The following is a 14,260-nucleotide window of genomic DNA, read 5'->3' on the forward strand; positions in this document are numbered from 1 at the left end:
AGAGAATGATTAGAGGAATGACTTAAAGAAAGTAAAAGAACCTTAATCCGGAAAGAAAGCACACACTGCCCGGCAAAAAACAAAAAAGGTGCAACCCTTCGCAGGATTACACCTTTCTTTCTGCCTTACAGCAATTTACCTTTAGATACCGAGTGACTTACGTACTGCCACCACTTTCTCTTCTGCTTCAGCATCAGCACTGGCGTAGCATTTCGGGCAACCCATTTCGCCCTTCACCTCGATATAGAACTTGATTTTCGGTTCTGTACCCGACGGACGAACAGAAATCTTTGTACCGTCTTCCGTGAAATACTGAAGAACATTTGAAGTCTCCGGCATATCCAGATCAACAGCATTTCCCTGAGCATCAATCATCTTCAATGTCTTATAATCCTTGATTAATTTGACAGGTGAACCTCCGATTTCCTTCGGCGGGTTAGCACGGAAGTTATCCATCATGGCTTTGATTTCATCCGCACCACTCTTACCGGGTTTCACTACGTTTACAGTCGTTTCTTTAGAGAAACCATACTCTACATAGATGTCCATCAGTACGTCATACAGCGTCTTGCCCTGGTCTTTTGCCCAGGCACAGATTTCAGCCAGCAGTGAACAAGCAGAAACAGCGTCTTTGTCACGAACAAAGTCTTCTGCCAGGAAGCCGTAGCTTTCTTCACCACCACCGATGTATTGTTGTTTGCCTTCGCTCAAACGGATTTCACGTGCAATCCATTTGAAACCAGTGTAGCAATCACGCATTTCAATCTTATTCTTATCAGCGACAGCCTTAATCAGTTCAGTAGTTACAATGGTCTTCACAATAAAGTCATTCGGCTGCATCTTACCCATTGCAATACGATTCTTGATAATGTAATACAAGAAGATCAGACAAGTCTGGTTACCATTGATAAGCACCCACTCACCTTTATCATCTTTGCAAGCCATACCTACACGGTCGGCATCCGGATCGCTCGCCATTACGATGTCGGCATCGAGTTTCTTAGCCAATGCGATAGCCATAGAGAGAGCTTCGGCATTTTCAGGGTTCGGAGATACTACTGTCGGGAAATTGCCATCCTTCACCATCTGCTCGGGTACGCAATTTACATTCTCAAATCCCCATTCTTTCAGAGAAGAAGGAATCAGCACACGACCTGCACCATGCAAAGGAGTATAAACAATGCTGAGATCTTTCTGACGCTTGATAACTTCCAGATCTATAGAAATAGAATGAACCATATCCAGATAGATCTTGTCTACATCAGCACCAATGATCTGAATCAACTCTTTGTTACCTTCAAACTTGATATCATCAACAGTCACCTTGTTTACTTCGTCAATGATGGCGGTATCGTGCGGAGCAAGTACCTGGGCACCGTCATCCCAATAAGCCTTGTAACCATTATATTCTCTCGGATTGTGGCTGGCAGTGATGTTGATACCACTCTGGCAACCGAAGTGACGGATAGCAAATGAAACTTCCGGTGTGGGACGCAAATCATCAAAGAGATATACCTTGATGCCATTTGCAGAGAAGATGTCGGCAGAGATTTTTGCGAATTTATCACTATTGTTACGACAGTCGTAACCTACCACTACGGAAATCTGTTCTTTATCTTTGAAGCATTGGTTCAAATAGTTGGAAAGGCCCTGTGTGGCAGCGCCTACGGTATAGATATTCATACGATTGGTTCCTGCCCCCATAATGCCGCGCAAGCCACCCGTACCGAATTCCAAATCCTTATAGAAACAATCTATCAGCTCAGTTTTGTCTTCGTTTTCCAACATGCGTTTTACTTCAGCCTGAGTTTCGGCATCATAAGCCGGGGTGAGCCACTTCTGGGCTTTCTCAGTTACCTGCTTGATAAGTTCCTGATTTTCCATACAATTATTGTTATTTTAGAGGTTAAAATATATCTGTTATTTGTAAGACACAAATGTAGGCGAATAAGTTCAATTATCCTACTTTTTCATTAAAGATTTACACTGCTTTGTACAGATTTCACAGGCTTTTTATTGTTCCTGTGAAATCAACAAAGCCTGCAACAGGTCATTATTCCGGCATTTTATAGCGGTCGCCGGTTTGCTTCACGTATTCTTCCAGGAACTCTTTCGGATATCCGGGACGAACTACACCTGCCGGTTGGCCGATAGCATTACGCTCGAATTTACCGTCTTTCATACGCTTCACTACGCCATCGTTATATTTCACGATAAGGAACTCACCAAGACGTTTCCAAGTGTCGAGTGTACTCTGTGCAGTCATATTCGTATAGTTAGTCAGGAATGCTTTGGCCTGTGCCGGGTCTTTAGAGTAGAGCTTGGATGCAGCAGACTCAATACCTTCCTGCGCATCGTTGAAGGTAGTTTCCAATTCAATTTGAGTGGCACGTACATCACCCATCATCAGGTCGTAACGGGGATAAACCATGTTTGCCACCCAGTTGAAAATCCAGAAAGAAGAATTCCAGGAGAAGGTGATATAGTCGGCACCATCTACGCGAGTGTAACATACAGGCACTTTATCGGTACAGCAATATACAGGTGTGAACACTGTCATATTAGCATCATCCGTACCGAACCACAGTACGCCACCGATAGCATCGGGCATGGTAGAGCGCATCTGAGATACGAAAACAAAACCTGACTGCTGGGTAGAGATGGGACGTTCGTTGAAATATTCCTGGTCGTTCACCTTGAAGGACAGCGGAGAAAGACGGTAAGGAGTATGATAAGGACCGGCACCGAAATCTTTGCTGATATCCAACGGAGTACCTTCATAATGGTCGCGCATGGCATTCTTCACATCCTGTACGGAGATTTTGCGGTTGGCTTTCAGATAAAGCGGCATGGGTTGGTTGGTTTTACCTTCTATATAAGGAAGAAATTCCTCACCACGATCGGTAAACATATTGAAGTAACTCCATACGCGGGCCTCGCAATAACGGCGTGCGCCGAAATCCAACGGGGCATAGGCGTCTGCAAAACTAAAGTCCTTGTTCACTCCGTTAAAATAACCCTTTTCACGGGCGAAAGAGACAACATCGGAAGAGTACATGCAATTGTTTTTATCGTTCATGTCGAACTGGTGGATACGTGATTGGTTGGCATGTGCCGAGATACAATCATCGGGGATGCGTACAGCCACCCATACGGCACCACGCACACCGGGACCTTTGCCAATCATCTCCATAATCCAGATTTCATTCGGATCGGCGATAGTGAAAGACTCGCCACTGCTATAGTAGCCGTATTCTTGCACAAGGTCAGTCATCACCTTGATAGCCTCGCGAGCGGTGCGGGCACGTTGCAGGCCGAGATAAATCAGACTTCCGTAATCAATGATACCAGTCGTATCTACCAGCTCAGGACGACCTCCGAAAGTGGTTTCAGCAATGGTAAGCTGGAATTCGTTGATATTGCCGATGACGTTATACGTCTGGCGTGCCTGCTCAATCCGTCCCAGATACTTGCCGGTGTCCCACTCGTGCACATCTATCAGTGTACCTTTCTTATGCATACCGGCAGGATAATGATATAACTCGCCGAACAACCCGTAAGAGTCGGCAGAATAAGAAACAATTGTAGAACCGTCTGTGGAGGCATTCTTACCAACAATGAGGTTGGTGCAAGCCAATGCATTCACCACTGCAACCGCCACAAATAAAACGGAAAGAGTCAGTCTTTTACTTTTCATACTTTAGCTATTTAAATTATTAATTCATGTTTCACATATATCATCTCCGTACCAGCTCCGTAGTATCTCCGTATCTGCTCCGTGTCATCTCCGTATGATCTCCGTACCTATAAGATACGGAGATGGTACGGACCAGGTACGGAGCAGACACGGAGATGGCACGGACTTGTTTACCAGACGAACGTAAACTGTTCTGTTGCCTGGTTGCCGCAACCATCCGTCACAGTGATTTCCACCATATGCTTGCCCCGTTCCACCCGTTTAGGATCAATCTCGTACACCAGGTTTCCACTGATGGAATTAGGTTTGCCAAACAAAGCATACTCCCCGTCGATGGTGCCGCGATAACTGCTTATACCGGTTTCTTTATCCTTCGCCTTGAACGTAATGCGTCCCGTGCGTCCCCACTGTTGCGGGTTCAGCGGAGTGATTTCGGGTGGCACGGTATCAATGGCAACGGTATACGTACCCAACTCCCGGATAGTCGTCTTCATGAAACCGTCTTCGTACTTGCCACCTATGCTATACTTCCCGCCCCGGGAGTTCACGCCTGCCACATAGTACTTCGTCATATCTTCCAGAGGGCGGCGACGCAAGCCGATGCTCAACTCACAACGGCCATGCAGAGGAATGCGCGTGTCATTCAACTGATAAGTAAAGGCAACATCTCCGCTATCTGCCCGCACAGCATAATTCAGATACGCATCATCATACAGCATCCCGCGAGGAATCACCAATGACAGACCAGGCTCCTGCAAATAGTTCACCTTATTCCATCGGAAAACGTACTTCTCCCGATGTTCCACGGGAGCTATCTCCGCCCGCTTTCCATGCACGGTGAAACGTACCTTCGAAGTATTTCCCAAGGCATCCTTCAAGGTGTAGACAAAGCGGTACGGACGCTCTTCATTGATATCTATCAGCCCCCGGTTAGCATTTGAAGCATGTAGCATCCTCAGCGTATTTCCCGGTTCGATAAACGATTTCATATATTGCCCGTATGTCCACGAGTTTATCATGCGGTTTTCATTCTCCGAGAAGCGGTCCACTACACTGCGGAACACTTCCACGCTGTCCACTTCCAGAATAACCGTGTGCACACCGTAACGGTTGTGCACGCCATCCATATAGTCATAGGCGCGGATACCCGCTCCTATCAGTCCCCAAGCAGTGATGGGTTGTTTGGGATTGAGTGGAAATGATTGACGCTTCTGAGTTCTGTCCACTACTCCCTTGCCAGGTTGCGGGAAAAGCATGATGCCTTCGGCACGAGGTGCAGTCGTATCTTTTACTTTCTTCTTAAAGAATGGCAGAGGGTCGATATAATCATCCGTATCCGCCTCAAACACATCAAGATGCAGGTGCGGACCGAAAGAATATCCGGTATTGCCACTCAAAGCGATTATTTGTCCTGCACGTACAGGATACTCGCCAGGTTCGGGGGTAATCTCTACTTCCCATGTCTCCTTTTCGTATTGCAGGTCTTCCACCCGGCGAGCTATGTCGCCCACAAAGGCACTGAGGTGGCGGTTGATTGTATTGTATCCATTATTATATGCCACATCGAGCACATAACCCGAACCATGAGTGACGCGGATACGCGAAATGTATCCGTCAGCCAGCGCCCGCACGGGTTTGCCGATGGTACCGCCCGTCTTGAAATCGAGTCCGCCATGGAAATGGTTGGCACGTATCTCACCGAAATTACCGGAAAAGGTAATAGGAAAATCGAAAGGAGGGGTAAAAGTAGACTCCTGTGCACGGGCAACCCCGCCAAACATGAATAAAAAAGATAAATATATTGCAGTTTGAGTATATTTGTTCATAGGTGTAATCTTAGTTTTAAACGCAGGCAAAGATAAAAAATATCCCCATCTCTACCACAACAAATGCCATCTTTGTACACAAAGATGTTTGCAGAATCCGCCTTATTCCATATCTTTGCAACACAACTAATCAAAAATATCTATTACTGGCAAACTATGAGTAATACAATTTTCATCTGCGCATGCCTCACTTTGGCGGTACTTATCGTTATAGGTTTCATCGTTGTGATTGTTGCCATCCGCCGCCTTCGCAGGACGCAAAAAGAGGTACAAAAGCGCAAAAAGACAGAAGTTCCGGAAAAGAAATATGACTGGTACAGGCATTAACCATTTCAAATTCAAACAATAGCCATCCCCAGAAAAGGATATTGAAAGCATGTGGACACTTGATGTTTTCAGATTAAAACTTGCATAAAAATACTGTTGTAAAACACCTTGCCCGCGTGAACATCGAAACTGATAATTCGTTACCTTGCGACATGTTTAACCCCCAATTAAAATTGTAAAGGTTATGATTATCGGAGTACCTAAAGAAATCAAGAACAACGAAAACCGTGTAGGTATGACCCCTGCCGGAGTAGCCGAGTTGGTGAAACAAGGTCATACAGTGTATGTACAGGCATCAGCAGGTGCAAACAGCGGTTTCGCGGATGAAGAGTACACAGCAGTGGGTGCGAAAATGCTGCCGACCATCGAAGCGACCTATGCCGCGGCGGAAATGATTGTGAAGGTGAAAGAACCTATCGCCCCCGAGTACAAACTGATTAAAAAAGGTCAGGTGGTATTTACCTACTTCCACTTTGCCGCCGATAAAATATTGACCGAAGCCATGATAGAAAGCGGTGGTATCTGCATTGCCTACGAAACCGTGGAGAAAGAAGACCGCTCGCTGCCGTTGCTCACCCCTATGAGCGAAGTGGCGGGACGCATGGCCACCCAGGTAGGCGCCCGCTTCCTCGAAAAGCCTCAAGGTGGAAAAGGAAAACTGATGGGTGGAGTGACAGGTGTACGCCCCGCACGGGTGCTTGTTCTGGGTGGTGGTATCGTAGGAACCAACGCCGCACAGATAGCTGCCGGCATGGGTGCTGAAGTCCTGATTACGGACATCAACCTCTCCCGCCTCCGCTACCTCAGCGAAGTGATGCCGAAGAACGTGAAAACGCTCTATTCCTCCATGCACAACATCAAGATGGAGCTTCCCAATATAGATCTCGTGATAGGTTCCGTCCTCATCCCGGGCGATAAAGCCCCGCACCTCATCACCAAAGAGATGCTGAAAATGATGAAACCCGGAACAGTCCTCGTAGACGTCGCCATCGACCAGGGCGGCTGCTTTGAAACCTCCCACCCGACCACGCACAGCGAACCGACGTATGTAGTGGACGGCATCGTTCATTATGCCGTTGCCAATATTCCGGGTGCCGTACCTTTCACCTCCACCATGGCACTGACAAACGCCACGCTGCCCTACACCGTGGCACTGGCAAACAAAGGCTGGCGGAAGGCATGCAAAGATGATCCTGCACTGGCATTAGGGCTGAATGTGGTAGAAGGACAGGTGACGTATAAAGCGGTGGCTGATGTGTTCGGGCTGAAGTATGAGCCGATAGAGCTGTAAAAGTTACAAGCACAGGAAGCTACGAGTGGCTGCGCTATCACGCTGCAAAGTACTTGTAGCTTGTAGCTCCTGTAGCTTGTAGCTCTTGTATTCTTCACGACATGCTCAATGTGTCTTGGAAAACCAATCCTTAAATTCTTGTACACGTGCCTTGCTTACCAGCACTTTCTCATCCGAAACCTTACAACGAAGATTAATAGACAGACGATTGTTGAACCATAAATCAATATCCTTGATAGCCTCACGGGATATCAGAAATTGCCGGTTGACACGAAAGAACAAGGATGGATCGATACATTCAAGTAAACTATCCGAATTATACACAGAATGACTGTGTGCTGAACCGGCTATTTTAGCAATTCAACCGTCGATATCAGTCATTGAAGTGAAACTACCGACTTACAGCTTATCGCCGAACAGAAAATCTTTCTTCCTCCTATACGCCCATATCAATGCAAGTATCGTAATACCAAGGTTAAAGATAAACGGAAACTCCTGCGAACGTACATGAAACAATGATTGGAAGAAATCTACGATAAACGGACAAAGCAGCACGGCCAGATAATTCATTGCCATCACAAAAGCCAATGCCAGCGTGGTTTTCTGGGGAACAGCCGTATCCACCGTTTTATCATAAATCAACGGTTGGATAACCCCATAGCCCAATCCCACCAGTATGCAGCCGGGTATAATCAGCCATTCTTTGGGAGAAATCCATATCAGTGCCAACCCCAGTGCAATACACAGCAGACTGTAAAACTTAGTCTTTTCCTTCAGATACTTTACAACATGCCCCAGAAAGAAACCGGGTGTCATGATAGCAAGGAAGAAGAGGGAAATCATCATCCCCGAGTTCCCACTGGAAAAGTGATGTTCCTCCATCAGGAACGGAAGGTTGAACGTCACGATCAATACGATATAAGTGGTAAGCCCGTAGAAAAGCATCAGTTGCAGCAGATGACGGACATGAATACCATACTTACCGGGGATAGCCGGAACAGCCGTTTCTGCCGATGAAGAAGTATCGGCAGGAGATTTATCCGATGACGTGACTTGTGCTTCACCATCCGCATTTTCGTCTTTCAGATGGATGGTGAGTATGATGGCTACCAAAGGTAGTAAATAGACCAGGAAAGGCAGATGCCAGTTCACTTCTGCCAGATAGCCGGTAACAGCAGTTGCCACCACCAGCGTAACATTTGTAATGGCGGAACTGTATCCAAACTGCTTCACCCGGTAGGTTCCCGTGAAATAACGGGATATCAATCCGGTAGAAAGCGGAATAATCAGTCCCGCACCAATTCCCAGCAGGGCGCTGACAGCTATTAATTGCCACATCTTTGTGGAAAACAGGTACAGCACCCCGCTCGCGGCGAACATCCAGAGCCCCGCGCGTAATAGACGGACAAAGTCGCGTTTCTCAGCCAACTTGCCCGCCAACAAAATAAAAGGTATGATCAATAACGACGGCAAAGAACTAAGCATCTGAATATCCAGTTCCGAAGCATCCGGAAAAGTAGTGGAAAGCTGTCCCAAAATAGGAGAAACAGCCAATCCCGGCAAAGAGGTCAATGCAGAAATAGACCAGATGCCGATCAATGTAATAAGAGGAATGGTTCCCCGTCCGGTATTGATTTTCATATTATACAATATTTATATAGTTTGAAACAATGCAAGAAGAACAATAACGGTTATAGAAAGTTCAAATAGTAGCTCGTAGCTGTTGTAGCTCGTAACTGTTTAATAAACGCCAAAATATGTAAAACCCCGGAACTTTCCTCTGCAAACGCCGTTGTTGTGGGAAATTCGACGGGGAAAATCCTCGCCGCCTAAACCTAAACTAAAACAATTAGTAAAATGGAAGATGTAAATTTCAGAAAAGGTGATGCCAAAACAGAAGTGTTTGGATCAAACAGAATGTTGCAACCCTCTCCGGTAGAGAAGATCCCTGACGGACCTACTACTCCCGAAATTGCTTATCAGATGGTAAAAGACGAAACTTTCGCTCAAACTCAACCCCGTCTGAATCTGGCTACATTCGTTACCACTTATATGGACGACTATGCCACCAAGCTGATGAACGAGGCAATCAACATCAACTACATTGACGAAACGGAATATCCCCGTATCGCCGTGATGAACGGAAAATGTATCAACATCGTAGCAAACTTGTGGAACTCTCCTGAAAAGGATACTTGGAAAACAGGTGCGCTGGCCATTGGTTCAAGTGAAGCATGTATGTTGGGCGGTGTGGCAGCTTGGCTGCGTTGGCGTAAAAAACGCCAGGCTCAGGGCAAACCATTCGATAAACCTAATTTCGTTATCTCAACCGGTTTCCAGGTAGTATGGGAAAAGTTCGCTCAGTTGTGGCAGATTGAAATGCGTGAAGTGCCTTTGACCCTTGACAAGACTACTCTTGATCCGGAAGAAGCATTAAAAATGTGTGATGAAAACACCATTTGTATCGTACCTATTCAGGGTGTGACATGGACCGGACTGAACGATGACGTAGAAGCATTGGACAAAGCTCTGGATGCTTACAACGCCAAGACCGGTTACGATATTCCTATCCATGTAGATGCTGCCAGTGGTGGTTTCATCCTGCCGTTCCTCTATCCTGAAAAGAAGTGGGACTTCCGCTTGAAGTGGGTTCTTTCTATCAGTGTCAGCGGACATAAATTCGGTCTCGTTTATCCGGGTCTGGGCTGGGTTTGCTGGAAAGGCAAAGAATATCTGCCCGAAGAAATGTCATTCAGTGTAAACTACCTCGGTGCAAACATTACTCAGGTCGGCTTGAACTTCTCCCGTCCTGCTGCTCAAATCCTGGGTCAGTACTACCAATTCATTCGCTTAGGATTCCAGGGATACAAAGAGGTGCAGTATAATTCGCTGACCATTGCGAAGTATATCCATGACGAAATCGCCAAGATGGAACCGTTCGTCAACTATTCAGAAGAAGTGGTGAACCCGTTGTTCATCTGGTACATGAAACCGGAGTACGCCAAGAATGCTAAATGGACGTTGTACGACCTTCAGGATAAACTGTCGCAACATGGTTGGATGGTACCGGCTTATACCCTGCCTTCTAAACTGGACGACTACGTCGTAATGCGTGTGGTAGTACGCCAGGGCTTCAGCCGCGACATGGCAGACATGTTGCTGGGCGACATCAAGAATGCTATCACTGAACTGGAAAAATTGGATTATCCTACTCCTACCCGCATGGCTCAGGAAAAGAACTTGCCGGTGGAAGCTAAGATGTTCAATCACGGTGGACGTAGACATAAGAAATAATTAAGTTGACGAGGAACTAGTTGACAAGGGGACAAGGGCTGCGCTATAAGATGGCGTATGGCTTATGCAGCGCAAAGCCTACATAGCGCAGCCCCTCGTTCCCTTGTCAACTTCTCCCCTTGTCAACTCAAACAAGAAAAACTATGGATAAAAAGATATCAATCTCTCAACTGAAAGAGGTTGCTCAGGAAGCTTATGAACAAGCGAAGGGCAACACAGGGGGAAAAAACGCCGATTACATCCCCTACCTTGCCAACATTGACAAGAACCTGTTCGGCATCAGCCTTTGTCTGATGAACGGACAGACTATTAACATAGGCGATACAGACTATCGTTTCGGTATAGAGTCCGTTTCAAAAGTACACACAGCTATTCTTATCCTCCGTCAGTACGGAGCACAGAAAGTGCTCGACATGATTGGTGCGGATGCTACGGGATTGCCTTTCAACTCCATCATCGCCATTTTGCTGGAGAACGACCACCCATCTACCCCGTTGGTAAATGCAGGTGCCATTTCGGCATGTTCTATGGTGACTCCGGTAGGTGATTCTGATAAGAAGTGGGAAGCCATCGTACAGAATATCACTGAATTGTGTGGTTCTGCTCCACAATTGATTGATGAGTTGTATAAGTCGGAAACAGCTACAAACTTCAATAATCGTTCCATCGCATGGTTGCTGAAGAACTATAATCGTATCTATGATAATCCGGACATGGCACTCGATTTATACACACGCCAGTGTTCACTGGGCATCACTGCACAACAACTGGGTATTGCCGCCGGAACCATCGCAAACAATGGTGTGAATCCTGTTACGAAACAGGAAGTTTTCGAGGCTTCACTGGCTCCGAAGATTACTTCCATGATTTCTACCGTAGGTTTCTACGAACACTCGGGCGACTGGATGTACACTGCCGGAATACCTGCCAAGAGCGGTGTAGGTGGTGGCGTTATGGCGGTATTGCCCGGAGTATTCGGCGCATCTGCTTTCGCACCTCCTTTGGACGAAGCAGGAAATTCTGTTAAAGCACAGCTCGCCATCAAGTTCATCATGAACAAATTAGACCTGGGCGTGTTCAATGGTGACCGTGTAACCATTGTAGAATAAAACAATCTCTCTTTTTCATAAATATAGGCGTCATCAGTCCGTTGAGGATAGATGGCGCCTTTTCCATGAATGAGTTATGAGTTACGAGCTACGAGCTACAAGTTTGCTGCGTTGTATCTGCATACTCGTAGCTTGTAGCCCGTAGCTTGTTACTGATTCAATTGCTTATAGTATTCTTCTTTCTGCTGATTGCGCTTCTGTACAAGACTGGTTACGTACACCGTAAATATCGGGAACATCATCATGCCCAGTGCAGCCAACACAACGGATAATACACGCCCGGTCACCGTTACCGCTATGATATTGGACCCTACCGTCGTCACATCCATAAAGGCCCACCACAAGGCATCTCCATAACCCGTAACCAGCGTATTCGTTCCATGCTCCATGACATAAAATGCCAGACTGGAGAAATAGACTGTGGCAAGCAGGGTGGTCAGATAAGTGACAAACAAGCCGGATGCCTTATTATACGTCAACCATCCCACAACAATCGCCATTGCATACCCGCCACGCACCAACGGAATGAAACGCAACAGATAAGTAATCTCATCAGAGAAAGTCCACCCCGCCCAGGAAATTATACTCTGATATGGGATAGCTACCAACAAGAAAATAAAGTGAGTGGCGAAATAACGTCCTTTATGCTTTGCTAAAAACCACTCTAAAATAAAGTCCAGCAAAAACAGCACGCACACCGCAAACTGAACCTTCATAAATACCGTCTGGGTATAAAAAGGAATACCCTTGAAGGTGTCTACTGAAATACTAATCACCAAAAACAGCGAGAGCAACAGAATAATAATGTGTAAGACACCATAAATTCCTTTCTCCCGCAACGAAAATTCTGAAAGAGCCATTTTCATAATAGTACTAATTTATATGTTATGAATAAAATCGAATTGACTGCCTTGAAACGCCTTACACATAGCATTTGTTTAAGTGTTAAAAAGCACACTTTCACTTTATCTCCGAAAACAACTCCCCCAAGATGTTGTTATAGAGACTGATTTTAAAACATATTTTTCACCTAAAACCTTAACTTATGGCAAATATTAAACAAACAGTGAAGCTGGGTGTGTTCACCCTCGCAATCATGAATGTGACAGCAGTAGTATCCCTACGTGGACTACCTGCCGAGGCCGTGTACGGAATGAGTTCGGCCTTCTACTACTTATTTGCAGCTATCGTATTCCTTATACCGACGTCACTTGTCGCTGCGGAATTGGCTGCGATGTTCCAGGACAAACAAGGTGGTGTATTCCGCTGGGTAGGCGAAGCCTACGGTAAGCGGTTCGGTTTCCTTGCCATCTGGGTGCAATGGATTGAAAGTACCATCTGGTATCCCACCGTATTGACTTTCGGTGCCGTATCCATCGCCTTTATCGGCATGAACGATGCACACGACATGTCCCTGGCAAGCAATAAGTATTACACACTCGCCGTTGTGCTCATCATCTACTGGCTCGCCACATTCATCTCACTGAAAGGTATGGGATGGGTAGGTAAAGTAGCCAAAGTCGGCGGTATGGTCGGTACCATTATCCCGGCAGCCCTGCTGATTATCCTGGGTATCATTTATCTGGCCAGTGGCGGACATTCCAATCTGGACTTCCACAGCAGCTTCTTCCCCGACCTGACGAACTTCGACAACGTCGTGCTCGCCGCAAGTATCTTCCTCTTTTATGCCGGTATGGAAATGGGCGGTATCCACGTAAAGGATATGGAAAACCCATCCAAAAACTATCCGAAAGCAGTATTTATCGGTGCTGCAATCACAGTTATCATTTTCGTGTTGGGTACCTTCGCACTGGGTGTCATCATCCCGGCCAAGGATATCAGTTTGACACAGAGTTTGCTGGTTGGTTTCGACAATTACTTCAAGTATATCCATGCTTCCTGGTTGTCACCGATTATTGCTATTGCATTGGCATTCGGCGTATTGGCAGGTGTATTGACATGGGTTGCCGGTCCGTCTAAAGGTATCTTTGCCGTAGGTAAAGCCGGTTACATGCCTCCGTTCTTCCAGAAGACTAATAAACTGGGTGTCCAGAAGAACATTCTGTTCGTACAAGGTGGTGCGGTAACCGTATTGAGCCTCTTATTCGTAGTTATGCCTTCCGTACAGAGTTTCTATCAGATTCTGTCACAGTTGACAGTGGTTCTTTACCTCATCATGTATATGTTGATGTTTACGGGAGCTATCGTACTGCGTTATAAGATGAAGAAGTTGAACCGTCCGTTCCGCATCGGTAAGGGTGGCAACGGTTTGATGTGGTTCATCGGCGGACTTGGTTTCTGCGGTTCTCTGTTGGCGTTCATCCTGAGCTTCATCCCGCCCAGTCAGATTTCAACAGGTAGTAATACGGTTTGGTTCTCTGTACTGATTATCGGTGCAATTGTTGTTGTGGCAGCACCGTTCATCATCTACGCATGCAAGAAACCGTCCTGGGTTGACCCAAACACTAACTTCGAGCCTTTTCACTGGGAAGTACAACCCCAAGTTGCTGCATCTGCTGCAACAACTACAGCTACTACAGCCACTGCTACTACAGCAGGAACTACAAACACAGCTACGGCAACTCCTCATGCAACTCCTACCGGTACTGCAACAAATAATTCCGATACACCTAAATCATAGGATTGTATTCGAAAACAATGAAAATGGGACTGTACATATCGCTTGTACAGCCCCATTTTTATTAATCCATTGATT

General features: G+C 46.2%; 10 protein-coding genes and 1 pseudogene. 5 read left to right on the forward strand and 6 right to left on the reverse strand.

Annotated features, from left to right (window positions below; translation table 11 throughout):
• Window positions 1–141: 141 nt before the first annotated feature.
• The 3 genes from QZ135_RS08500 to QZ135_RS08510 form a co-directional block, all read right to left on the reverse strand.
• Window positions 142–1,884 (reverse strand): phospho-sugar mutase, encoded by a 1,743-nt coding sequence (locus QZ135_RS08500; RefSeq protein WP_294607856.1) that lies wholly within the window; start codon window positions 1,882–1,884, stop codon window positions 142–144.
• Window positions 1,885–2,053: 169 nt separating this feature from the next.
• Complete coding sequence (locus tag QZ135_RS08505; RefSeq protein ID WP_294607861.1) at window positions 2,054–3,697, reverse strand: C69 family dipeptidase; 1,644 nt, start codon at window positions 3,695–3,697, stop codon at window positions 2,054–2,056.
• Window positions 3,698–3,867: 170 nt separating this feature from the next.
• Window positions 3,868–5,478 carry a M23 family metallopeptidase gene (locus QZ135_RS08510; RefSeq protein WP_294607922.1) on the reverse strand — a complete coding sequence of 537 codons (1,611 nt, stop codon included), beginning with the start codon at window positions 5,476–5,478 and terminating at the stop codon, window positions 3,868–3,870.
• 201 nt (window positions 5,479–5,679) lie between these two features.
• Here QZ135_RS08510 and QZ135_RS08515 point away from each other — a divergent pair, with 201 nt between their 5' ends.
• Together QZ135_RS08515 and ald are read left to right on the forward strand one after the other, a co-directional pair.
• On the forward strand, window positions 5,680–5,850 hold the full coding sequence (locus tag QZ135_RS08515; RefSeq protein WP_294607863.1) for a hypothetical protein: 171 nt from the start codon (window positions 5,680–5,682) through the stop codon (window positions 5,848–5,850).
• Between the two features lie 184 nt (window positions 5,851–6,034).
• Window positions 6,035–7,141 carry an alanine dehydrogenase gene (gene ald, locus QZ135_RS08520; RefSeq protein ID WP_044270181.1) on the forward strand — a complete coding sequence of 369 codons (1,107 nt, stop codon included), beginning with the start codon at window positions 6,035–6,037 and terminating at the stop codon, window positions 7,139–7,141.
• A 105-nt stretch (window positions 7,142–7,246) separates the two neighbouring features.
• Here ald and QZ135_RS08525 read toward each other — a convergent pair.
• Both QZ135_RS08525 and QZ135_RS08530 read right to left on the reverse strand, forming a co-directional pair.
• Window positions 7,247–7,441 (reverse strand): annotated as a pseudogene (locus QZ135_RS08525) (LytTR family DNA-binding domain-containing protein); the annotation flags it as partial.
• A gap of 99 nt (window positions 7,442–7,540) precedes the next feature.
• The gene (locus QZ135_RS08530; RefSeq protein WP_294607866.1) at window positions 7,541–8,782 is read right to left on the reverse strand and encodes an MFS transporter; all 1,242 of its coding nucleotides are present in this window, start codon (window positions 8,780–8,782) and stop codon (window positions 7,541–7,543) included.
• A 216-nt stretch (window positions 8,783–8,998) separates the two neighbouring features.
• Between QZ135_RS08530 and QZ135_RS08535 the strand changes: the two genes are divergently transcribed.
• Complete coding sequence (locus QZ135_RS08535; protein ID WP_294607868.1) at window positions 8,999–10,435, forward strand: glutamate decarboxylase; 1,437 nt, start codon at window positions 8,999–9,001, stop codon at window positions 10,433–10,435.
• Between the two features lie 143 nt (window positions 10,436–10,578).
• A complete protein-coding gene (gene glsA, locus QZ135_RS08540) occupies window positions 10,579–11,544 on the forward strand; it encodes a glutaminase A (RefSeq protein ID WP_294607869.1) in 966 nt (321 codons plus the stop codon).
• A 149-nt stretch (window positions 11,545–11,693) separates the two neighbouring features.
• Here the strand turns inward: glsA and QZ135_RS08545 are convergent, their stop codons facing one another.
• A complete protein-coding gene (locus QZ135_RS08545) occupies window positions 11,694–12,410 on the reverse strand; it encodes a potassium channel family protein (RefSeq protein WP_294607872.1) in 717 nt (238 codons plus the stop codon).
• A gap of 179 nt (window positions 12,411–12,589) precedes the next feature.
• Here QZ135_RS08545 and gadC point away from each other — a divergent pair, with 179 nt between their 5' ends.
• Window positions 12,590–14,185 (forward strand): putative glutamine/gamma-aminobutyrate antiporter GadC, encoded by a 1,596-nt coding sequence (gene gadC, locus QZ135_RS08550; protein ID WP_294607875.1) that lies wholly within the window; start codon window positions 12,590–12,592, stop codon window positions 14,183–14,185.
• Window positions 14,186–14,260 lie beyond the last annotated feature (75 nt).

The sequence above is a fragment of the uncultured Bacteroides sp. genome (assembly GCF_905207245.1).
In the GTDB taxonomy this organism is placed as follows: domain Bacteria; phylum Bacteroidota; class Bacteroidia; order Bacteroidales; family Bacteroidaceae; genus Bacteroides.